Annotated in this window: 20 protein-coding genes; 12 read left to right on the top strand and 8 right to left on the bottom strand. The window is 41.6% G+C overall.

Going from position 1 to position 20,908, the window contains the following annotated elements; translation table 11 throughout:
• Nucleotides 1-25 precede the first annotated feature (25 nt).
• Nucleotides 26-2,857 carry an excinuclease ABC subunit UvrA gene (gene uvrA, locus F936_RS01495; RefSeq protein WP_005044220.1) on the bottom strand — a complete coding sequence of 944 codons (2,832 nt, stop codon included), beginning with the start codon at nucleotides 2,855-2,857 and terminating at the stop codon, nucleotides 26-28.
• Nucleotides 2,858-3,152: 295 nt separating this feature from the next.
• Here uvrA and F936_RS01490 point away from each other — a divergent pair, with 295 nt between their 5' ends.
• From F936_RS01490 to F936_RS01475, 4 genes are all read left to right on the top strand, one after another.
• Nucleotides 3,153-3,755, top strand: a complete 603-nt coding sequence (locus tag F936_RS01490) for a TetR/AcrR family transcriptional regulator (RefSeq protein WP_003654020.1) — start codon at nucleotides 3,153-3,155, stop codon at nucleotides 3,753-3,755.
• A gap of 3 nt (nucleotides 3,756-3,758) precedes the next feature.
• The gene (locus F936_RS01485) at nucleotides 3,759-4,736 is read left to right on the top strand and encodes a zinc-binding dehydrogenase (protein WP_005044218.1); all 978 of its coding nucleotides are present in this window, start codon (nucleotides 3,759-3,761) and stop codon (nucleotides 4,734-4,736) included.
• 65 nt (nucleotides 4,737-4,801) lie between these two features.
• Entirely contained in the window at nucleotides 4,802-5,155 is a 354-nt protein-coding gene (locus tag F936_RS01480; protein ID WP_005044215.1) for a DUF1304 domain-containing protein, read from the top strand.
• A gap of 52 nt (nucleotides 5,156-5,207) precedes the next feature.
• Nucleotides 5,208-5,549, top strand: a complete 342-nt coding sequence (locus F936_RS01475) for a GlpM family protein (protein ID WP_003654014.1) — start codon at nucleotides 5,208-5,210, stop codon at nucleotides 5,547-5,549.
• 42 nt (nucleotides 5,550-5,591) lie between these two features.
• On the opposite strand, the gene F936_RS01470 is transcribed toward F936_RS01475, so the two are convergent.
• From F936_RS01470 to tenA, 3 genes are all read right to left on the bottom strand, one after another.
• Nucleotides 5,592-6,398: an SDR family NAD(P)-dependent oxidoreductase gene (locus F936_RS01470; protein WP_005044212.1), complete on the bottom strand. Its 807-nt coding sequence runs from the start codon at nucleotides 6,396-6,398 to the stop codon at nucleotides 5,592-5,594.
• A gap of 102 nt (nucleotides 6,399-6,500) precedes the next feature.
• A complete protein-coding gene (locus tag F936_RS01465; protein ID WP_005044210.1) occupies nucleotides 6,501-6,872 on the bottom strand; it encodes a MerR family transcriptional regulator in 372 nt (123 codons plus the stop codon).
• Between the two features lie 66 nt (nucleotides 6,873-6,938).
• A complete protein-coding gene (tenA, locus tag F936_RS01460) occupies nucleotides 6,939-7,613 on the bottom strand; it encodes a thiaminase II (protein ID WP_005044207.1) in 675 nt (224 codons plus the stop codon).
• Between the two features lie 264 nt (nucleotides 7,614-7,877).
• Here tenA and F936_RS01455 point away from each other — a divergent pair, with 264 nt between their 5' ends.
• The 3 genes from F936_RS01455 to ssb all read left to right on the top strand — a co-directional run bounded on the left by F936_RS01455 (nucleotide 7,878) and on the right by ssb (nucleotide 11,117).
• Entirely contained in the window at nucleotides 7,878-8,960 is a 1,083-nt protein-coding gene (locus tag F936_RS01455; protein WP_003654009.1) for a DUF475 domain-containing protein, read from the top strand.
• A 147-nt stretch (nucleotides 8,961-9,107) separates the two neighbouring features.
• A complete protein-coding gene (locus F936_RS01450; RefSeq protein WP_003654007.1) occupies nucleotides 9,108-10,472 on the top strand; it encodes an MFS transporter in 1,365 nt (454 codons plus the stop codon).
• Between the two features lie 51 nt (nucleotides 10,473-10,523).
• Nucleotides 10,524-11,117, top strand: coding sequence for a single-stranded DNA-binding protein (gene ssb / locus F936_RS01445; RefSeq protein ID WP_004639902.1), 594 nt, complete (start codon nucleotides 10,524-10,526; stop codon nucleotides 11,115-11,117).
• A 40-nt stretch (nucleotides 11,118-11,157) separates the two neighbouring features.
• Here ssb and F936_RS01440 read toward each other — a convergent pair whose 3' ends face one another.
• Both F936_RS01440 and F936_RS01435 read right to left on the bottom strand, forming a co-directional pair.
• On the bottom strand, nucleotides 11,158-11,481 hold the full coding sequence (locus F936_RS01440; RefSeq protein ID WP_005044203.1) for an AzlD domain-containing protein: 324 nt from the start codon (nucleotides 11,479-11,481) through the stop codon (nucleotides 11,158-11,160).
• Nucleotides 11,478-12,173 carry an AzlC family ABC transporter permease gene (locus F936_RS01435; RefSeq protein ID WP_005044201.1) on the bottom strand — a complete coding sequence of 232 codons (696 nt, stop codon included), beginning with the start codon at nucleotides 12,171-12,173 and terminating at the stop codon, nucleotides 11,478-11,480. The genes F936_RS01440 and F936_RS01435 overlap by 4 nt, the downstream gene beginning before the upstream one ends.
• Before the next feature lie 68 nt (nucleotides 12,174-12,241).
• Between F936_RS01435 and F936_RS01430 the strand changes: the two genes are divergently transcribed.
• Both F936_RS01430 and F936_RS01425 read left to right on the top strand, forming a co-directional pair.
• Nucleotides 12,242-12,790 carry a helix-turn-helix domain-containing protein gene (locus F936_RS01430; protein WP_005044199.1) on the top strand — a complete coding sequence of 183 codons (549 nt, stop codon included), beginning with the start codon at nucleotides 12,242-12,244 and terminating at the stop codon, nucleotides 12,788-12,790.
• A 326-nt stretch (nucleotides 12,791-13,116) separates the two neighbouring features.
• On the top strand, nucleotides 13,117-14,559 hold the full coding sequence (locus F936_RS01425; protein WP_005044197.1) for an amino acid permease: 1,443 nt from the start codon (nucleotides 13,117-13,119) through the stop codon (nucleotides 14,557-14,559).
• A gap of 66 nt (nucleotides 14,560-14,625) precedes the next feature.
• Here F936_RS01425 and pdxR read toward each other — a convergent pair whose 3' ends face one another.
• Nucleotides 14,626-16,125, bottom strand: coding sequence for a MocR-like pyridoxine biosynthesis transcription factor PdxR (gene pdxR, locus F936_RS01420; RefSeq protein ID WP_005044195.1), 1,500 nt, complete (start codon nucleotides 16,123-16,125; stop codon nucleotides 14,626-14,628).
• Between the two features lie 155 nt (nucleotides 16,126-16,280).
• Between pdxR and gabT the strand changes: the two genes are divergently transcribed.
• Nucleotides 16,281-17,573: a 4-aminobutyrate--2-oxoglutarate transaminase gene (gene gabT / locus F936_RS01415; RefSeq protein WP_005044194.1), complete on the top strand. Its 1,293-nt coding sequence runs from the start codon at nucleotides 16,281-16,283 to the stop codon at nucleotides 17,571-17,573.
• A complete protein-coding gene (locus tag F936_RS01410) occupies nucleotides 17,570-19,018 on the top strand; it encodes an NAD-dependent succinate-semialdehyde dehydrogenase (protein WP_004639889.1) in 1,449 nt (482 codons plus the stop codon). The genes gabT and F936_RS01410 overlap by 4 nt, the downstream gene beginning before the upstream one ends.
• A 116-nt stretch (nucleotides 19,019-19,134) precedes the next feature.
• Here F936_RS01410 and F936_RS01405 read toward each other — a convergent pair whose 3' ends face one another.
• Nucleotides 19,135-19,812, bottom strand: coding sequence for an isochorismatase family protein (locus F936_RS01405; protein ID WP_003653987.1), 678 nt, complete (start codon nucleotides 19,810-19,812; stop codon nucleotides 19,135-19,137).
• Between the two features lie 169 nt (nucleotides 19,813-19,981).
• On the opposite strand from F936_RS01405, the gene F936_RS01400 reads away from it, so the two are divergent.
• Nucleotides 19,982-20,902, top strand: coding sequence for a LysR substrate-binding domain-containing protein (locus F936_RS01400; RefSeq protein WP_005044190.1), 921 nt, complete (start codon nucleotides 19,982-19,984; stop codon nucleotides 20,900-20,902).
• Nucleotides 20,903-20,908: the final 6 nt, after the last annotated feature.

The raw sequence follows: 20,908 nt of genomic DNA, 5'->3' as shown, positions 1-20,908 counted from the left end.
ATTTCCGGCTTTTTTATTCAATAAATTACTTCAACATCGGCTTTAAGAAACGCCCAGTATGAGAAATTTCAACATCAGCCACTTGTTCAGGTGTGCCTTCGGCAATGATCATCCCACCGCCTGAACCACCTTCAGGGCCTAAGTCGACAACCCAGTCCGCTGTTTTAATCACATCAAGGTTATGTTCAATCACCACAATGGTATTACCCTTGTTGCGTAGCTCGTACAAAATGTCGAGTAGCTTGGCAATATCATGGAAATGTAAGCCTGTCGTCGGCTCATCCAAGATATATAAGGTTTTACCCGTATCACGTTTTGCTAACTCGCGAGCTAATTTAACGCGTTGCGCTTCACCGCCTGAAAGTGTCGTTGCAGCTTGACCTAAACGAATATATCCCAGGCCTACTTGCATTAAAGTATCTAAACGACGATGAATCACAGGAATTGCATTAAAGAACTCAGCCGCATCTTCAACGGTCATTTCTAATACGTCTGAAATGTTCTTGCCTTTATAACCAACTTCTAAAGTTTCACGGTTATAACGCTTGCCATGACAAGCATCACAAGGCACATACATATCAGGTAGGAAATGCATCGCGACCTTGATCATGCCATCACCTTCACAGGCTTCACAACGTCCACCTTTCACGTTAAACGAGAAACGACCTGCGCTATAACCACGCGCTTTGGCTTCAGGCGTTTGCGCAAATAACTCACGAATAGGCGTAAACAAACCCGTATAGGTAGCTGGATTAGAACGTGGTGTACGTCCAATTGGGCTTTGGTCAATATCGACGACCTTATCCAGATGTTGCAGGCCATCAATTGAGTCAAACTTTTCAGCCGTTAACGTGGTTGCACCATTGAGTTGTGTTGCTGCCAATGGAAGCAAAGTACGGTTAATCAGTGTTGATTTACCGGAACCTGAAACGCCAGTCACACACGTCATAATGCCGAGCGGAATGGTGAGATCGACATTCTGTAGGTTATGACCACTTGCACCAGAGAGTTTGATGAATTCATCTGGACGTGGTGATTGGGTACGTTGTGTAGGTATCGCAATTTTGAGGCTGCCTGAAAGATATTGACCTGTAAGAGAGTCTTTATTGTTTGCAATCTCGTCATAGCTACCTTCCCCGATAATGACACCGCCATGAATCCCTGCACCCGGTCCGATATCAATAATATGATCCGCAGCACGAATCGCATCTTCATCGTGTTCAACCACAAGCACGGTGTTACCCAAATCACGTAAGCGAATTAAGGTTTGTAGTAGGCGATCATTATCACGTTGATGCAGACCGATAGATGGTTCATCGAGTACATACATCACGCCCATCAAACCTGCACCAATTTGCGAAGCGAGACGAATACGCTGAGCTTCACCACCAGACAAGGTTTCTGCCGAACGAGCGAGACTGAGATAATTTAAGCCGACACTGACGAGGAAGTGTAAACGCTCACGAATCTCTTTAAAGATTTTATCGGCGATTTCACCTTTAGCGCCTTCAAGATTGAGATCTTGATAATAGTTTTCTGCATCCCCAATCGACATCTTGGTGATTTGTGCAATGGTCTTATCTTTGACCCGAACGTTGCGTGAAATTTCATTTAGACGTGAACCATCGCAGGCATCGCAAGCGGCATTAGATAAATATTGAGCTAAATCGTCTCGTACATAGTTACTTTCAGTTTCACGGTAACGACGTTCAAGGTGCGGCAAAATTCCTTCAAAAGGTTGTACGCGCGTGTGTTTGCGGCCACGTTCATCGATATAACTTAAATCGACTTTTTCTTTGCCAGTACCTTGTAAAAATTTCTTTTGAGTATCTTTATCTAACTGGTTCCAAGGCGTATCAAGTTGGAAACCAAAATGGTCGGCAACTTTTTGCAGCATCGAATAATAATAAGGACGTTGACGATCCCAACCACGAATTGCACCTTCACTAATCGCAAGTTCAGGATTTGGAATGAGCTTTTCAGAGCTAAAATGACTGCGAGTACCTAAACCATCACAAACAGGGCAGGCACCAAACGGGTTGTTAAATGAAAATAAGCGAGGCTCAAGTTCTGCCACAGCACGATCACATTTAGGGCATGAGTGTTTTGCAGAAAAAACACGGTCTGGGTGTTCGCCATTCATCCATGACAAAACTGCAATATCACCGCCTAAACGTAATGCAGTTTCAAATGATTCGGCAATACGGTTACCTAAATCTTCGCGTACTTTAAAACGGTCAACAACAACTTCAATGGTGTGCTTTTTCTTTTTATCGAGTTCAGGTGGCGTATCAATATCAATGATTTCGCCATCAACACGCGCACGAACAAAACCTTGACCTTGTAGTTGTTCGAACAAGTTGCTGTATTCACCTTTACGCTCACGCACCACTGGGGCAAGCAACATCAGTGCTGTGCCTTCTTCAAGTGTTTTTACTGCATCGACCATTTCAGAAACAGTTTGCGCGACCATCGGCAAGTCGTGTTCAGGGCAGTACGGTGTGCCGACACGTGCATAGAGCAAGCGTAAATAGTCGTAAATTTCAGTAATAGTACCGACTGTCGATCGTGGGTTGTGACTAGTAGATTTTTGCTCAATCGCAATCGCTGGAGATAAACCTTCAATCGAGTCTACTTCAGGCTTTTCCATTTGCGATAAAAACTGGCGGGCATAGGCCGAAAGTGATTCGACGTAGCGGCGTTGTCCTTCGGCATAGAGGGTATCGAAGGCAAGAGAAGATTTTCCTGAACCTGATAACCCCGTAATTACCACAAATTTATCGCGTGGAATATCGAGAGACACATTTTTTAAATTATGGGTACGTGCGCCTCGAATACGGATATGACTTTGGCTCATAAAACATCTCAATTATGTATTAATGAAAATTTAGGTGTTGATTGATCAGTCTCGTGCAGTGTGACTGGTTATAAACAACAGACCCTATATATGATAACGATTTAAAATTGTTCAAGTGGTACAAAATGATTTAAAGCGACAAATTGTGACGGTTAAACGACAATCGACAAAATTTGTTTAATTAAGCAGGTTGTATTTTTAACATTCCTCTCTTTTGATTTCTACTCTTAGCAAATTTTAATGAGCAACATAATTTTACTAGACGACTGGTCTAATAGTGGAGTATTGTGTCTGTATGAAACGATTAAATAAAAGCGAAACCACACGACAACACATTTTGGATACCAGTTTTGAGCTGGTATTACACAAAGGATTTGTCGGCGTTGGTTTACAAGAAATTTTAAAGGCTTGTGACGTACCTAAAGGTTCGTTCTATCACTACTTTGCTTCGAAAGAGGCATTTGGCTGTGCGTTGCTAGAGCAATACATGGCTGACTATAAAGTTCGTATGGAACAGCTTTGGCAGCACAGTGAACAAAGTGCCCACGCCCGTTTAATGGCGTTATGGCAGGCATGGATTGATGACCCAGTAAATGGTAGCTGGGCTGAAAACTGCCTGATTGTGAAACTGGCAGCCGAGGTTTCCGATTTATCGGAAGATATGCGCCAAATTCTCAATGACGGTGTGCACAAATTAACGCAACGTTTGGCTTTGCTACTCAAAGAAGGCCAACAAGAAGGATCAATTCCAAAACACATTGACCCTTTAAAAACTGCGCAAGTCATGTATCAGTTATGGTTAGGTGCCGCTTTACTCACAAAATTGTCGCAAGACAAAGCACATCTACATCTAGCTTTAGAAACCACCCAACAACTCTTAAAACCGATAGAGGAATAAAGCATGCGAAGTATTATCCATGGTAATTTTGGCGAACCTGTAGACGTTTTAGAGCAGGCGGATATGCCAAAGCCAGAACCAAAAGCAGGCGAAGTTCGTATTAAAACAATCATGTCTCCAATCCATAATCATGATGTATGGACGGTACGTGGAAGTTATGGCTACAAGCCTACTTTACCCGCTATTGGTGGTAGTGAAGCCGTTGGTATTGTAGATGCGTTGGGTGAAGGCGTTACTCATGTACAGGTAGGGCAACGTATTGCAGTTGCAGCTGTGCATGGTAGTTGGGCTGAATACTTTATTGCACCAGCTCAAGGGCTTATTCCACTCAATAATGAAATTGATGACGAAACAGCAGCACAGCTGATTGGTATGCCAATTAGTGCCCTCATGCTGTTGGACTTTGTAAATGTTCAACCAGGTCAATGGTTAATTCAAAACACAGCGAATGGTGCAGTAGGTAAAACTGTTGCGATGATTGCACAGGCACGTGGTTTACCCGTAATTAATCTAGTTCGTCGTACTGACGCAATTGCAGAGATGCAAGCATTAGGCATTCAACATGTTGTAGCAACCGATCAGCCTAACTGGAAAGAGCAAGTTAAACAGCTTCATGGTGACCAACCTTTAATTGCTGGTGTGGACTCGATTGGCGGAAGTGCAAGTGGTGAAATGCTGAACTTGCTCAGTGAAAATAGCCTATTGGTTTCGTTTGGAAGTATGACAGGTGAAACCATGCAAATTTCATCTGGTGATCTCATCTTTAAACAAGCGACTGTAAAAGGTTTCTGGGCGAGTGTGGTCAACAAAGAAATGCCAGCAGAACGCAAAAAAGAGCTTATTGTCGAGTTATTAACGTTAGCGACTCAGAAAAAATTAACTCTGCCTGTTGAAGGTGTATTTAGTTTTGATGAGATTAAAACAGCTGCTCAAAGAGCAACTCAAGGTGCTCGTCAAGGCAAAGTATTGTTAAAGCCGTAAAACACTAAAAGATCAGTCGAGAGACTGATCTTTTTTCATATCTTTAAAATAAAAAGGAAAATTGTATGATCGGACAAGTTTTAGTGGGTTTAATTGCAATATTACATGTCTATATTTTAGTGTTAGAGATGTTTTTGTGGGACAAGCCCTATGGCATGAAAGCCTTTGGAAATAATGCAGAAAAAGCAAAACTCACCAAAGTGATGGCACAAAACCAAGGTCTTTATAATGGCTTTTTGGCTGCGGGTTTATTCTGGGCTTTATTTGCAGATGCACCGTTTGCGACATCAATTGCCAATTTCTTTTTAGGCTGTGTGCTCATTGCAGGTATTTATGGCGGACTGACAGCCAGTAAAAAGATTATTTATATTCAGGCAGTTCCAGCACTGATTGCTTTGGTCGCTGTTAATTTTTTCTGAAAAGCGCACAATACAGCGTTTTGATATGGAAATGACCAGATAGGATAAGCACATGTGGGCGTTATTTTTAAAATGTATGTTGGGGGCTGGGGTTGTTCTCATCATTTCGGTTTTATCGAAAAGTAAGGCATTTTATATTGCAGGTTTAGTCCCGCTTTTTCCTACCTTTGCTTTGATTGCCCATGTGATTGTTTATCAGCAAAAAGGAGCTGAGGCTTTACAGAAAACAGCTCTGTTTGGCCTATGGTCACTTATTCCATATGCCATTTATTTAGTGGCGGTCTATGTACTTGCAACGCGTCTGTCGATGTGGTCATGTCTAGGTTTGGCAACACTGTGTTGGGTGGTTGCCGCGGCAGGTTTAATTTATGGCTGGCAACTATTTCAGCATTAAAAGATTAAGAGATAGCCCTTAATCTTTTAAATTGAACTAGCTTTATGACGGATCGATAACGCGGGTTTTGAGCATCCCTTCAACTAAATTAATCATCTTTTGACGAGAAAGAATTCGAGGCAATTGAGACGTCAAATAGTTGCTACATCCCACCACAATCGTTGCTTTATTCTTATCTAATGCTTTAACCGTTGCAGATACAACATCCTCAACTGTAGAGCTTTTCATACCACTCGTATCGGCATTTGCCACCTGAGTAAAATTGGTTTCCGTATTGCCCGGACAAACCGCTAGAAATTTAACACCCGAAGATGAATATTCTCCTGCCAGCGCCTCAGTAAATTGTAATACGTAAGATTTACTTGCCCCATAAACAGCAATGTAGGGGAGAGGTTGGAATGCTCCTGTAGATGAAATATTAATCATGATGCCTTTTTTGTTAGCAAGCATGTGAGGCAAGAATAAATAACATAAAGACGTTACGCTGCTGATATTCAGCGTGATCATTTCTTGATAGGTAGATACAGATTGATCTAGAAATTTAGTCCATTTTCCAAATCCTGCGTTGTTAATTAAAATTTCTACCGATAATTTTCTAGCCTGCACTTCATCAAATAATATTTGAGCTGAATTCGCTTGAGCTAAATCTAAAACGATAACCTCAACATTTACGTTATATTTTTTTCTAAGTTCATCAGCTAAATCATTCAGCTTTTGTTCGGAGCGTGCAGTCAAAATTAAATGAATCCCTAAAGATGCAAGTTTTTGAGCATAGGCTTTGCCTATTCCTGAAGATGCTCCTGTAATTAATGCTGTTGAATTTTTAAATGTAGAAAGATGAGCGCTCATTTTATTTATCCGTAATAAACGAAGTCATTACGATAAACCTTTACCCTAAGGTCAGAGTCAAGCACTCATTTTGAAAGCTATTTCAAATTTTAATGAGCTGTTTTAAGCCGAAATCTTATTGGTAATATAAGTATGAATAATCTCATTCTCCAGTTGCTTTAAATCTTCTTGTAAACGCGTTAACGTTGCTTTTTGCTCAATAATTTGTTGATTCTTTTTCTGAATGAGTTGTTGTGCAACTTCTACAGGAAATCGATTATTTTTATATTTTAAAGCAGACAAGTCATACAGTTCTGAAAGGCTAAATCCGACAGCTTGCGCGAGGCGAATCATCTTAACCGACTGAACATCAATCGCTTCATAAATACGATAATTTCCCTTTCTTTTTGCCACAGGTAGCAAGCCTAATTTCTCATAATGCCGAATGGCTTTAGGAGTGGCTCCAGTTAAAGATGCTAATTCGCCGATATACATATCTGTCTCGCATTTTAGTGAAAATCGATCAGAGTATTGAACCATCTGACCGATTCTTTTGAAGTTTTAAATATGATCTAAACCTAACCATTGTCTTTTGTGGTAGGCGCTATCCCAAAATAACCACTCAAGCTTTGCACCCATGGTGTACGCGGCATGCATTTTCTCTAACGTATCAGCATCACAACGTGCTGCAACTTTATCAACTGTCGCAATGACATTACGAACGGCTGTATGGAACTCTTCGCCTGCATAGGTATCAATCCATGCTTGGTAAGGATTATTAGGAATTGATTTGTTTACAATGTCTTTACCGACTTCAGCATAGATCCAGAAGCAAGGTAACAGTGCCGCAAGCACCACAGGATAGCTTTCAGACCAAGCAGTTGCGGTTAAAAATGAAGTGTAATGGTGGCCGGCCAACGTTAATGGCGTATTTTTAAATTCTTCTTTGGTTACCCCAAAATTTTTCATGAAGTCATCATGTAAACTGCGTTCAACCACAATTGCAATTTTTGCTGCATCTGAAAATTGCATGATATCGTCAGCTTCAAAAGCCTTTGCTGCTGCAACGGCTAAAACGCGGCCATAGGCCACTAAATATTGAGCATCTTGAATCACATAATGACAAAAAGCTTCTTTGTCTAAAGTTCCACTGGCAAGTTCCTGATTAAAAGGCAGGTCTAGAATTTTTTGATATAAATTTAAATTACGTTGCCAGAGTTCTTGAGAAAAAAGCATAAAACCATTCCATTTAAAATAAGACGTGCAAAACAGGATTCTAAATCAATTTTAAAATACAAAAATAATAATGGCACTTATATATTAGGAAAATATTTAATACGATTAATGAGTTAATTGAAATTTATAAATTTCTTTATTTAACATAGGGATAAAGTAAGTGTAATAACGGCACAAAACGACATCATTTTATGGTGAATTATCGATATAATAGCCGCGTTTTTAAAGAAAGATTAAGTTTAATTCTTGGCATAGGTCTGATCCATGAAGCATTTCCGATTTTCGATATTTTTTACGGTGGTGTGTTTAGCACTATCCGCGTATTGGGGTTTTACCCATGGACCTGAAGCGGGCGTGTCTACCATGCTTAAAGCTTTAACGATTACAGCCATTTTAGCTGTAATGGAGGTTTCTTTATCTTTTGACAATGCTGTTGTCAATGCATCGGTTCTGCGTAATTGGGATCCTTTCTGGAAAATGCTGTTTTTGACGGTGGGTATTTTAATCGCCGTTTTTGGTATGCGTTTAATTTTCCCAGTGGCGATTGTTGCCGTGACTGCGGATATGGGAATGATTGAGGTGGCTAAATTGGCACTCAACGATCCAAAAACGTATTCTGAACGCTTAATGGCCCATCACGCCGAGATTTCTGCTTTTGGTGGAACATTCCTATTATTAGTTTTCTTAAACTTCTTCTTTGATGAGGAAAAAGAAACTCATTGGTTTAGATGGCTTGAAGCTAAACTTTCTAGCTTAGCTAGCGTACCTGCAATGTCTGTTTTTATTGCTCTCATTGCAATGTTAATTATGGCAGCCAATGTTGATGAATCGCAGCGCCTTGTTGTGACTATGGCTGGTATTTGGGGCATTGTGGTTTATATCGGTGTAGAAGTATTAAGCCATATGTTAGGCGGTGAACCTGAAATTGATGAAGATGGCAACGCCATTATGAAAGATGGATCAGGCGCTGCTTCTGGTGTAGTTAAAGCGGGTATCGGTGGTTTCTTATATCTAGAAGTATTAGATGCATCTTTTAGTTTTGACGGTGTGATAGGTGCATTTGCAATTACCAGCGATGTTGTCGTGATTATGCTTGGTCTTGCAATTGGTGCTATTTTTGTCCGTTCAATGACAGTTTATCTTGTTGAAAAAGGCACGCTAGATGCTTATGTGTTCTTAGAACATGGTGCGCATTATGCAATTGGTGCTTTAGCATTCATTATGATTGCAAGTGGTACAGGCGTACATGTACCAGAAGTGGTAACAGGTTTAATTGGTGTAGCATTTATTGTTTGGGCTGTATTTGCTTCAATTCAATATAGTAAACGCCATCCACATTCTTCTTAAGCTAATTTTCAGTAAAGATGTTTAAAATAAAGAGGCTAAATGCCTCTTTATTTTTTTAAGCTGAAATCGTTAATTTAAATAAGGTGTCCCGTATTTTTAGAAACGAATCGGCTTATAATTTGCCTAGTTTGATAAACGTGTATTGATATGATGAATGCTTTGGAACGTCGCTCAACTTTTGCCTTAAGTAGTATTTTTGCGCTACGCATGTTGGGTTTGTTCATGATTATTCCTGTCTTTTCTGTAGTCGGGCAGTCATATCAATATGCGACTCCAGCACTCATTGGTTTGGCTGTGGGCGTCTATGGTTTAAGTCAGGCGATTTTACAGATTCCATTTAGCTTACTTGCTGACCGTTTTAGCCGCAAACCTCTCGTGGTGCTTGGCTTGTTACTCTTTGCTATTGGCGGTGCAATTGCCGGTTTATCTGACACGATTTATGGTGTGATTATTGGCCGTGCTATAGCAGGTGCGGGTGCTGTTTCAGCAGTCGTGATGGCGCTTTTGGCAGATGTTACGCGCGAAGAGCAACGTACTAAGGCCATGGCTGCCATGGGCATGAGTATTGGTTTGTCTTTTGTGGTGGCTTTTAGTTTAGGGCCTTGGCTCACAAGCATTGTGGGTATTTCAGGCCTATTCTTTGTCACGACCATTATGGGCTTAATCGCGATTTTGATGCTATTGCTTGTACCTAAAGTGACTCGTCATCATCGTAATTATCAGCAAGGCTATATGGCGCAGCTTAAGCAAGTCATTCAAATGGGGGATTTAAACCGTTTGCATGTCTCGGTTTTTGCACTGCACTTACTGCTTACCGCCATGTTTATTTATGTGCCTTCACAGCTCATCGAGTTTGCACATATTCCTTTAGCCAGTCATGGTCTGGTATATCTGCCACTCTTGGTGATTAGCCTGTTTTTTGCATTTCCAAGCATTATCGTGGCTGAAAAATATCGCAAAATGCGAGGAATTTTCTTAACGGCAATTACAGGGATTATTGCAGGTTTGCTGTTACTCATATTTGGTTATCAATCAAAATATGTATTACTCGCAGGCCTAGGTATTTTCTTTATTGCGTTTAATGTGATGGAAGCATTATTGCCATCGTGGTTATCAAAATGTGCTCCAATCCAGTCAAAAGCAACTGCTATGGGTGTAAATGCCAGTAGTCAGTTTTTAGGTGCTTTTTTTGGTGGCACACTAGGTGGTCAATTATTGATGTTACATAATACTGCGATTGGATGGAGTGTCTTAACAGGGATTGCTATAATATGGTTGCTAATTAGTTTTGGTTTAGCTCAGCCGCGGTATTTGTCATCTATTGTGTTGCCATTGCCGCAAGTGCAACAGGTGAATGAGTGGACCACACAGCTATTGGCAATTCGTGGTATAGAAGAAGTTGTGGTAATGCCTGACCAGCAAGTTGCTTATATTAAAGTCGATAAACAGTCACTTGATGAGGCTGCGCGACGTGATTTAACGCAGTTGTTCGGTAAAGAGGTAGCCATTTAAGCATAACTCTTATAAAGTAAAACATAGAAATGTATAGGATGAAGACAGCTAATGCGTGGTGTAAATAAGGTTATTTTGGTTGGTACTTTGGGTCGTGATCCTGAAACAAAAACCTTTCCAAATGGGGGTTCGTTGACTCAATTTTCAATCGCGACAAGTGAAGCTTGGACCGATAAAACTTCAGGTGAGCGTAAAGAACAAACAGAATGGCACCGTATTGTTTTGCATAACCGTTTAGGGGAAATTGCTCAGCAATTCTTACGTAAAGGTTCTAAGGTTTATATTGAAGGTTCATTACGCACGCGTCAGTGGACTGATCAAAATGGTCAAGAGCGCTATACAACAGAAATTCGTGGCGAACAGATGCAAATGTTAGATGGTCGTCAACAAGGTGAACAAGGGTTCGCTGGCGGTAATGATTTTAATCAACCACGTTTTAACGCACCTCAACAAGGTGGCAATGGTTATCAAAATAATAATAACCAAGGTGGTGGTTATAACCAAAATAGTGGTGGCGGCTATGGCAGCAACCCAGCTGGTTTTGGTAATGGTGGCAACAGCCCGCAAGGTGGTGGTTTTGCTCCAAAAGCTCCACAGCAACCAGCTTCTGCACCAGCAGATTTAGACGACGATTTACCGTTCTAAGCAAAATTTTAAAAAAGGCGAGTTTATCTCGCCTTTTTTATTACTCAATTCCAAGCAAACGTAAAAGTGCTGTACCAGCGGCTGCCAAGCAAATTACCAATAACAGCGGTACTTTTTTCCAAACTAATAAAAGCGCAAATCCAACACCCAATATACGCGCGAATCCCGCAAAATCTTGGCCTTCAAAAAATGTCGTCGTGACCGCAATCGCACAGAGCAAAACAGTTGCGCCGTTTGACAGTAAAACTTGGTATTTTTCAGAAAAAGTAAACTTAGCACCTAAGTGAAAACCAGCAAAACGGATGCTGTAAGTACCGAGTGCAAGCAAGCCTATGCCCAAAATAATCAGTAATTGTTGATTCATTTTTTTCTACCAAATATTAAGCCAAAAAGTGAAAGCAGAATTGGAAGTCCTGAGGCCAAAAAAGGTGTGGTAATCAGTGCCAAAGTTGATCCAGCAAATGCAGCTTTTCGAGTGGATTTATTCTTTAAAGCATTAAAAGTAAGTGCAATTAAAATGGCAGGGAAAATGGCATCTAGACCAAATGTTTTTGGGTCTGGAATAGCGGTTCCAATAAAATAACCGGCCGTTACACCAAGTGGCCAACTGAGCATGATGCTGATACCACATAACCAGTAAGCAGCTTTTTTAGTCTCAAAATCGGGCTGTGCCATGCCAAACAAAACACTTTCATCGTTCATGATATGGGCCCCGAAATATCGAGAGAATTTACCTCTGATTAATTCATTGACCGCAATCCCAAAAGGTAAATGCCGTAAATTGACGAGTAGTCTTGCAATTGCAGCAGCAATCGGGCTACCACCTACGGCCAAGAACCCAATAAAAATAAATTCAGCAGTTCCTGCGAGCACAAATACGGATAGGCAAAGTGGAATCCAGAGCGCTAAGCCATAACTTGCAGCGAGTGAACCTAAAGACATACCAACGACACTGGTCGCTAGACACACAAAGAAAATCGAGCGGGTGGTGTCTTTACTAAGTTTCTTAATGAGAGAGTATGTGGTCATAGGATGATATAACGAACGATTTTCCATTATAATGAATAAGTCTGATTGTTTTGTCAAAACGAACGATCGTTTTTTTTATAGAACGGATGTGGTGAATGTCTCAGCCAATTGAAATTATTGCTAAAGGTTTAAATCGTGAACGCCAAAGAGCGGGGCTTTCTTTGGCAGAGGTTGCTCGTCGTGCAGGCGTTGCAAAATCTACTCTTTCACAATTAGAGGCAGGGCAAGGTAACCCAAGCATTGAAACCTTATGGGCACTTTGTGTTGCACTAAATATTCCTTTTGCGCGTTTGATGGAAGAGCCAAGCAATCAGGTACAAGTCATTCGTTGTGGAGATGGCCCAACCGTTAGCTCTGAAATTGCCAATTACAAAGCGATTTTATTGGCAACTTGTCCGCCACATGCGCGTCGAGATGTTTATTTACTGATTGTTGAACCGGGTGAAGACCGTCTTTCAGAACCTCATCCAGTTGGTTCTGTCGAGCACATTATTGTGGTAGAAGGTAAAGCTTTGGTTGGTCTAATTGATGAAGCCGTTGAACTCAGTGTTGGAGACTATATTTGTTACCCTGCCGACCAGAAACATATATTCAGAGCTTTAGAAAAAGGTACGAAAGCTTTATTAATTTCTGAGCAAAACTAAATAATTCCAATCTAATTAAAGTAAAACCTATTCATTTTTAAAATAAAAACTAAAAACCATTTACCTACATGCAATCTAAAAAGAGCCAATTTTGCGTATAAATTTTGCAATTGGCTCTCTCTTTTATTCCAAAAATGGCTCTCGTTTCTTCAGGGCCGAAACGACAAATTAAAGCCATTGGAAGTATGCATACGGAAGCGCCGGATAAGCTCAGTGAATTTTCTGTTTTAGGAATTGGGTAAAACGGCTAAATTTTTAGGGGATATAGTTGGCTTCGGAGGATTTCCGAGATTGGCCGATATCCTCCATATATTAAGGAAAATGATATGGCAGCTCATCAAAGTGGTTCTGAAGCCAATCACTCCCAAAGTTTAAAACATGGACTTAAATCACGCCACCTAACGATGATCTCAATTGCAGGGGTTATTGGTGGTTCTCTATTCGTGGGCTCAGGTAGCATTATTTACAATACGGGCCCTGTTGTTTTTCTAACTTACGCTTTGGGTGGTCTACTCGTTTGGTTCATCATGCGGATGTTAGGCGAGATGGCCGTTTTAAACCCTGACAGTGGCTCTTTCTCAACTTATGCAGACCGCGCGATTGGTCGTTGGGCAGGCTTTTCAATTGGCTGGTTGTACTGGTGTACTCTCGCAATGCTCATGGGATGGGAAGCCTATGTAGCAGGTAAAATTCTAAACAATTGGTTCCCATTTATACCAATCTGGGCCTATATGGTCGTGGTCATTGTCGCATTGGTCGCAGTCAATTTACAAAACGTGAAAAATTATGGTGAATTCGAGTTCTGGTTCGCCCTTATAAAAGTTATCGCGATTGTTATTTTCCTTGTGATTGGTAGTTTGGCCATCATGCATTTATGGCCGTGGGGCAATCCGGCTGCTTCTGGTATTAGTAATCTAACCTCTCAAGGCTTTATGCCAAATGGTGGTTCATCCGTTATTACCGCCTTACTTGGGGTCATGTTTGCCTATATTGGTGCTGAAATTGTTACTGTAGCGGCAGCAGAATCGGCAAATCCCTCTAAAGAAATTCGTAAAGCTTCTAACTCAGTGGTTTGGCGAATTATTTTGTTCTATGTGGGATCAATGTTTGTCGCGGTATGTTTAATTCCTCACAACAATGAACTTTTGAAAGATTCGACTTGGGGAACCTATAGCGTAACGTTAAGTGCACTTGGTATTCCGGGGGCTCGCCATATTGTGAATTTTGTGGTGTTAACGTCGGTGTGTAGCTGTTTTAACTCAGCACTTTACACGTGTTCACGTATGTTGTTCTCTTTAGCTAAACGTGGTGATGCACCGAAAAGTTTTGGTTCTGTGAACAGTAAAAGCAGCCCGTGGGTTGGCGTAATTGTGTCATGCTTTTTCTCTGTAATTGCCGTGATTTTAACTGCAACCAAGAGTATGGATGTTTATGACTTTTTCATGCTAACGACTGGTGCGGCAACATTGTATGTGTACCTGACCATTGCTTACTCTCAACTTCGCATGCGTAAAAAACTAGAAGCTGAAGGGGTGAAAATTGACTTTAAAATGTGGATGTTCCCTTATCTGACTTATGTGGTGATCTTTGCAATTATTGGGGCAATTCTCACCATGCTGATTGAAGGCACATATTTCAAAGAAGTGATTTACACCACAGCATTGTTCGGCATTATTGTGTTCTTTGGAATATTGTCGGAAAAACTGGGCTGGGGTAAAGACCGTAGAACGACCCATTTAACTCATACTCAAGAAGAAAAGTTAGTTTAATATTTTAGAAACCAAAAGAGCCTCTTTATGAGGCTCTTTTTTATTCAGTATGATGAGATTAAAGAATTAATTCAGGGTTGATACGCCTGCTTCACGCAAGCACTGGAGTAGCACACCAAAAGCCATCACCATGTCTTTTTCATTGACGCAGGCAAAGCCCATGAGCAAACCACGTTGCGCGTGGGCATGTGATTGCATGTAATACTGTGAAAGTGGGCGAACTTTGACACCACGTTCGAGCGCGGTCGCTGCAATCTCGACATCATCACAAGAGTTTGGTAGTTTTAAAACCAGATGTAACCCTGCTGCTTCATCATATTCGTGGATGAATTCAGGCCCTAGATAGCGTTTAATCAGGCTCACCAAGTAATCACGCCGTTTGCCATAGAGCAGACGCATACGACGAATATGTGCTTCGTAATGACCTTCACGAATAAATTCAGCTAAAGCTTTTTGTTCGAGCAAATGTCCACCACGATACAGTTCGGCTGCCACAATCCGTAAGGGTGAAAAGAGCGGCTTAGGTACGACCAAATAGCCAATTCTTAAAGATGGATAAATGGTTTTGCTGAACGTGCCCATATATAAAACTGGTGCATCATTTTCTAAACCTTGTAAAGATGGATACGGCTGGCCTGAGAAACGGAATTCACTGTCGTAATCATCTTCTACAATCCAGCTATTGTGCTGGCGGGCAATCTCAATCAATTTGCGTCGGCGATCGAGGCTTAAATGTGAACCGAGTGGATATTGATGTGAGGGAGTGACAAAAATGAGTTTAGGTGGTTTAACCGGATTTTCTTCGGGGATAATGCCTTCGGCATCGACTGGCATGGGTTGAATATCAACGCCATTAATACGTAAAGTATTACGCATTCCCCAATAGCCTGGATCTTCAATCCAGATCCGGTCACCAATGTCACTGAGCGCACGTGAGACTAAATCAATCGCTTGGTGAATACCTTCGGTAATAATAATCTGGTCAGCATCACACTGAACTGAACGGGCAACCCGTAAGTAGTCTGCCAACGCACTTCGAAGTTCAATACATCCGCCCGCGTTGCTATAGATAAGGCGGTTAATGTCTGGCTCACGGCTTAATTTTGCTTGAATACGACTAAAAATATGATGTGGAAACTCGGTAACGTCCGGAGCTCCTGGTACAAATGCACCCCATTGATGTGGAGACGCTGCGGCATAGCCTAATAAATTTGAACCGCGTTGAGACAAAGCATATGAGTTTTGAACCTTCGGGCTTGAAACAGCTTTTTTCTTATTTTGTGTATTTAAAAAGCTTTCGGGTAGTTTCTCTGCAACCCATGTGCCATGGCCTGTACGTGCTTCTAAATAGCCTTCAGCCTGTAGTTGTTCATAGGCAGTAAGAACTGTATTTCTCGAAACATGAATTTCACTGGCCAAATCCCGTGAAGCGGGCAAACGCGTTTTTGGTTGAACCACTCCATCAATAATGGCAGCGCGTAGACAACGAAAAAGTCGCTGATGGAGTTTACCCTCGATGTCCTGTTGGAGCCGTTGTAACAAATGATCTCCAAGTAAACTACGCAATTGGCTCTCTCCTACAGTTAAAAAATGGCTCTCGTCAGTTGCCGCCAGACGAGCGAAATTACATGCATAGGCAGTTGTTGTAAAGCACCCTGAAAATTAAGCACAGGATGTAAAAACCAAAGCTGCAACTGATGATGAAAATATGAGGGAATCAAATGGATAATCAACATTCTGCACTTAACGCACGTAAACAGCAAGCAACTCCACGTGGTGTAGGCGTGATGTGTCAGTGGTACGCTGAAAAAGCTGAAAATGCCACGCTTTGGGACAAGGAAGGCAACCAATTTATCGACTTTGCTGGTGGTATCGCGGTTTTAAATACAGGCCATCGCCACCCTAAAGTCATTGCAGCGGTGACTGAACAACTCACTAAATTTACTCATACTGCCTATCAAGTTACACCTTATGAGAGCTATGTCGCTTTAGCTGAGCGTATTAATGAGCGCGCACCAATTGCCGGACCTGCTAAGTCTGCTTTTTTCACAACAGGTGCAGAAGCAGTTGAAAATGCGGTGAAGATTGCCCGTTGTTACACTGGTCGTCACGGCATTATCACTTTTGGTAACGGTTTCCACGGTCGTTCATTCATGACCATGGCAATGACAGGTAAAACTGCGCCTTACAAACGTGATTTCGGTGTTATGCCAGCTGGTGTGTTCCATGCGCGTTACCCTGTGCCTGCAAAAGGTATTTCAGTAGATGCGGCAATTGAAAGTGTTGAAGATATTTTCAGTGAAGATATTGCACCACATGATGTTGCAGCGATTGTGCTTGAGCCAGTACAAGGTGAAGGCGGCTTTCATGTTGTACCTGCCGAGTTCTTAAAACGTTTACGCGCAATTTGCGATAAGCACGGTATTTTACTTGTAGCTGACGAAGTTCAGTCTGGTTTTGCACGTACTGGTAAATTGTTTGCAATGAACCATTACGAGACTAAAGCTGACTTGATCACGATGGCGAAAAGCTTAGGTGGTGGTTTCCCAATTTCGGGTGTGGTTGGCCGTGCAGAAGTGATGGATGCACCAAACCCAGGTGGATTAGGTGGTACTTATGCAGGTAGTCCGATTGCGGTTGCTGCTGCGCACGCAGTGATTGATGCGATTGAAGAAGAAAACTTATGCGACCGTGCAAATGAGCTAGGCACTGAGTTGGTTGTTGCGCTTAAAGACATTCAGCAAGCAACAGGCAATGTAGTGACTGATATTCGTGCATTAGGTTCAATGGTTGCAGTAGAACTAGAAACTGCTGAGCAAGCAAAAGTTGTACAAAACTATGCAATGGAAAACGGGTTGTTACTTCTTACTTGTGGTAAATACGGTAATGTAATTCGTTTCTTATATCCATTAACCATTCCTGCTGAGCAATTCCGTCAAGGCCTTGATATCCTGAAACAAGGTTTTGCGACACTTAAAGCAGGTAGTGCAAAAGCAATGGAGCAATCTGCATGATTCAAAACAATTTGCAGTATTTATTAAAACATCCTGATATTTCATTAGAAGCACCTGCTTCAAATGATTATATCGAGGTAAATGATGCTGCTACGGGTGAAACTTTGGCATGGGTTAAAACCTATGACCGTGCAGGGGTTGAAGCCGCAATTAACCGTTCAGCCAAAGCGCAAGCTGCTTGGAAAAAGCAAACTGCCTTGGTTCGTGCTGATGTGTTATTGGCATGGTACAACCTCATGCTTGAGCACAAAGAAAATCTGGCACAGATTTTAACGGCTGAACAAGGCAAGCCATTGGCTGAAGCACGCGGTGAAATTGGTTATGCAGCATCATTCATCCGCTGGTTTGCCGAGCAAGCTCGCCGTGTTGATGGTGAGGTTTTAACACCGACACTACCAAACCAACGCTTGCTCGTGATTAAACAGGCGATTGGTGTCACTGCTGCGATTACGCCGTGGAATTTCCCGGCTGCCATGATTACGCGTAAAGCAGGACCAGCAATTGCTGCGGGTTGTTCAATGTTGGTTAAACCGGCAGAGCAAACGCCGTTAACAGCTTATGCACTTGAAGTTTTGGCATTACAAGCAGGCTTACCAGCTGATGTTTTAATTAACATTAGTGGTGATGCGGCTGAAGTGGGCAAAACTTTATGCGAAAGCGATATCGTTCGTAAGCTCAGCTTCACAGGCTCAACACAAGTTGGCCGTATTTTGATGCAACAATGTGCGCCAACCATTAAAAAGCTTTCACTTGAACTCGGTGGTAATGCACCAGTTGTGGTATTTGACGATGCCAATCTTGAACAAGCTGTTCAGGGCATTATGGCAAGTAAATATCGCAACAGCGGTCAAACATGTGTTTGTGCGAACCGTATCTATGTTCAAGATGGTATTTACGATGCATTGGCTGAGCGTTTGGTTGAAGCGGTGTCTAAGCTTAAAGTTGGCGATGGACGTCAAGAAGGTTCAACTCAAGGGCCTTTAATTGATGAAGATGCGATTGCAAAAGTTCAGTCTCATATTGCAGATGCAACTGAGAAAGGTGCAACAATTCGTATCGGTGGTCAACGCTCGGCACTTGGTGGCACATTCTTTGAACCAACAGTTTTGACTGGCGTAACGCAAGACATGAAAGTGTCGAAAGAAGAAACATTTGGTCCACTTGCACCACTCTTCCGCTTTAAAACTGAAGATGAAGCAGTAGCAATGGCGAACGATACCGAGTTTGGTTTAGCTGCTTATTTGTTTACTCAAAGCACAGCTCGTCAATGGCGAGTGGGCGAAGCACTTGAGTACGGTATGGTCGGCATTAACACGGGTGCGATTTCAAATGAAGTCGCTCCGTTTGGTGGCGTAAAACAGTCAGGTCTAGGCCGTGAAGGTTCAAAATTCGGCATTGAAGAATATGTCGAAATGAAATACCTCTGCGTAGACTTATCTGAGTAAGGAACAAAGCGGGTTCGTTTTGTTCTGAACGAAAACATGCAGTTATGCTGTATGTGATGTTTCACAAAAACCGGTCATGCCCATTCATGACCGGTTTTTTTAGACAAGATTTGGACTTAGCGTGCTGAGTCTAAAACTTCGCTATTTTTAATCACTTCTTGAGCTTTGGTATAGCTTTCAATCAGTAGCTGATAGGCAGGGAAAATTTGAGTATAAACTTGTGCCCATTCAAGTGCGTCATCTCGATTCCATGTTTTTTGAATTTCAGAAGCAACTGCTGCCGTATCCATAGGCACTACACCAGCTTGAACAACACGCGCTAACGTAATTTCTTCTGCCATTTTGCTATAAGTTCCTGAAGCATCAACCACTGCAAAAACTTTATATCCTTCTGCAACCGCACTAATTGCTGGAAAAGCCATACAAACGCTGGTAATGGTCCCAGCAATAATAAGAGTCTTACGGCCAGTCGCTTTTACTGCGGCAACAAATTCAGGATTGTCCCATGCATTGATTTCACCTTTACGGGCGACATATTGTGCATGAGGTGCATTTGCGTGAATTTCTGGAATAAGGGGACCATTTGGACCTTGTGGAACAGAAGCGGTTGTAATCACTGGAATATTCGACAAGCTTGCGATTTTAGCCAATGCTGCTGCACGGGCACGTAATTCGGTCATTGGCATGTCTGCTACAGTTTGAAATAGACCACTTTGATGATCGATCAAAAGCATGACTGAATCATCTGGATCGATAACTGGACGTTGACCATTGAAGTTTGCTGGAGTTGTCATTGTTATATGCTCTGTTTGGTGAGGGTGTAATTCATATTACAAATAGGATAAAGGGTGAAAAATATCTAAAATAGAAATCATTGTCATATACAGAAAACAATATGGTATGTTTTATATTCAGCTTGCTGAAATGTACTGTAATTAATATATGATACGTCAGGATTGCAAAATGAAAGACTTAAATGACCTCTTTTTTTTCGTAAAGATTATTGATTGCGGTGGTTTTTCGGCTGCGAGTCACGAGTTGATGGTGACCAAGTCTTTATTAAGCCGACGTATGGCAGAGCTAGAAAATCGGCTTGGCGTTAAGTTACTCAATAGAACAACCCGCCAAGTTTCAATTACTGAGGTGGGCAAGATTTACTATCAGCACTGTAAGGCAATGCTGATTGAAGCAGAGGCAGCAGAAGAGGCGATTGAATATTTAACATCGGAACCACGTGGCCTAATTAAATTATCTTGTCCCACAAACTTACTGCACATTAATGTAAGTGAAATGCTTAACGAATTTCTGGCGCTTTATCCTAAAATCAAACTACATGTAGAAGCGACAAACCGAAGAGTTGACCTGATTGATGAAAGATTTGATTTGGCCATTCGAATCCGTCCTTTGCCTTTACCTGATAGTGATTCTATTGTTCGTGAGCTGGCTCTGGCACGACAGTTTGTTGTTGCTAGTCCTAATTTAACCAGTCGATATTTTTCAATCTCACGACCTGAGCAATTAGCCGATTGGCCTATTTTAATGATGGAATCTTTTGCACCTGAATATACATGGCATCTCGATTCGCAAGATAAGCAAAAAGTCACAGTAAAATGCCACCCTCGGTTCACCACTACGGATTTAACAGCTTTAAGAAATGCGACTCTACAAGGTTTAGGAGTAGCAAAATTACCAGAACTTGTGGTCTATGAAGATCTCGCTAAAGGAACACTCGTGAACGTATTGCCTGAATGGCAATTTCCTCCTGAAATGATTCATTTGGTGTATACAAGCAGGCGTGGATTGTTGCCTTCAGTAAAGTTATTAATTGATTTTCTTATAGAAAAGTTTAAAGAACTTAAACAGAATGCATCTGTTCTCTACTAAAAGAAG

Origin of the sequence: Acinetobacter calcoaceticus DSM 30006 = CIP 81.8 (assembly GCF_000368965.1) — a bacterium.
GTDB classification, from domain to species: Bacteria; Pseudomonadota; Gammaproteobacteria; order Pseudomonadales; family Moraxellaceae; genus Acinetobacter; species Acinetobacter calcoaceticus.
This window is presented reverse-complemented; position numbering and strand designations above follow the sequence as displayed.

What these genes read in the sequence shown, in the direction of transcription:
- F936_RS01425 (WP_005044197.1), top strand. Translation starts at nt 13,117, where the DNA reads ATGGCAGCTCATCAAAGTGGTTCTGAAGCCAATCACTCCCAAAGTTTA.
- F936_RS01490 (WP_003654020.1), top strand. Translation starts at nt 3,153, where the DNA reads ATGAAACGATTAAATAAAAGCGAAACCACACGACAACACATTTTGGAT.
- F936_RS01485 (WP_005044218.1), top strand. Translation starts at nt 3,759, where the DNA reads ATGCGAAGTATTATCCATGGTAATTTTGGCGAACCTGTAGACGTTTTA.
- F936_RS01480 (WP_005044215.1), top strand. Translation starts at nt 4,802, where the DNA reads ATGATCGGACAAGTTTTAGTGGGTTTAATTGCAATATTACATGTCTAT.
- uvrA (WP_005044220.1), bottom strand. Translation starts at nt 2,857, where the DNA reads ATGAGCCAAAGTCATATCCGTATTCGAGGCGCACGTACCCATAATTTA.
- F936_RS01400 (WP_005044190.1), top strand. Translation starts at nt 19,982, where the DNA reads ATGAAAGACTTAAATGACCTCTTTTTTTTCGTAAAGATTATTGATTGC.
- F936_RS01405 (WP_003653987.1), bottom strand. Translation starts at nt 19,812, where the DNA reads ATGACAACTCCAGCAAACTTCAATGGTCAACGTCCAGTTATCGATCCA.
- tenA (WP_005044207.1), bottom strand. Translation starts at nt 7,613, where the DNA reads ATGCTTTTTTCTCAAGAACTCTGGCAACGTAATTTAAATTTATATCAA.
- F936_RS01430 (WP_005044199.1), top strand. Translation starts at nt 12,242, where the DNA reads ATGTCTCAGCCAATTGAAATTATTGCTAAAGGTTTAAATCGTGAACGC.
- F936_RS01465 (WP_005044210.1), bottom strand. Translation starts at nt 6,872, where the DNA reads ATGTATATCGGCGAATTAGCATCTTTAACTGGAGCCACTCCTAAAGCC.
- F936_RS01475 (WP_003654014.1), top strand. Translation starts at nt 5,208, where the DNA reads ATGTGGGCGTTATTTTTAAAATGTATGTTGGGGGCTGGGGTTGTTCTC.
- F936_RS01440 (WP_005044203.1), bottom strand. Translation starts at nt 11,481, where the DNA reads ATGAATCAACAATTACTGATTATTTTGGGCATAGGCTTGCTTGCACTC.
- F936_RS01410 (WP_004639889.1), top strand. Translation starts at nt 17,570, where the DNA reads ATGATTCAAAACAATTTGCAGTATTTATTAAAACATCCTGATATTTCA.
- ssb (WP_004639902.1), top strand. Translation starts at nt 10,524, where the DNA reads ATGCGTGGTGTAAATAAGGTTATTTTGGTTGGTACTTTGGGTCGTGAT.
- F936_RS01455 (WP_003654009.1), top strand. Translation starts at nt 7,878, where the DNA reads ATGAAGCATTTCCGATTTTCGATATTTTTTACGGTGGTGTGTTTAGCA.
- F936_RS01435 (WP_005044201.1), bottom strand. Translation starts at nt 12,173, where the DNA reads ATGGAAAATCGTTCGTTATATCATCCTATGACCACATACTCTCTCATT.
- F936_RS01450 (WP_003654007.1), top strand. Translation starts at nt 9,108, where the DNA reads ATGATGAATGCTTTGGAACGTCGCTCAACTTTTGCCTTAAGTAGTATT.
- F936_RS01470 (WP_005044212.1), bottom strand. Translation starts at nt 6,398, where the DNA reads ATGAGCGCTCATCTTTCTACATTTAAAAATTCAACAGCATTAATTACA.
- gabT (WP_005044194.1), top strand. Translation starts at nt 16,281, where the DNA reads ATGGATAATCAACATTCTGCACTTAACGCACGTAAACAGCAAGCAACT.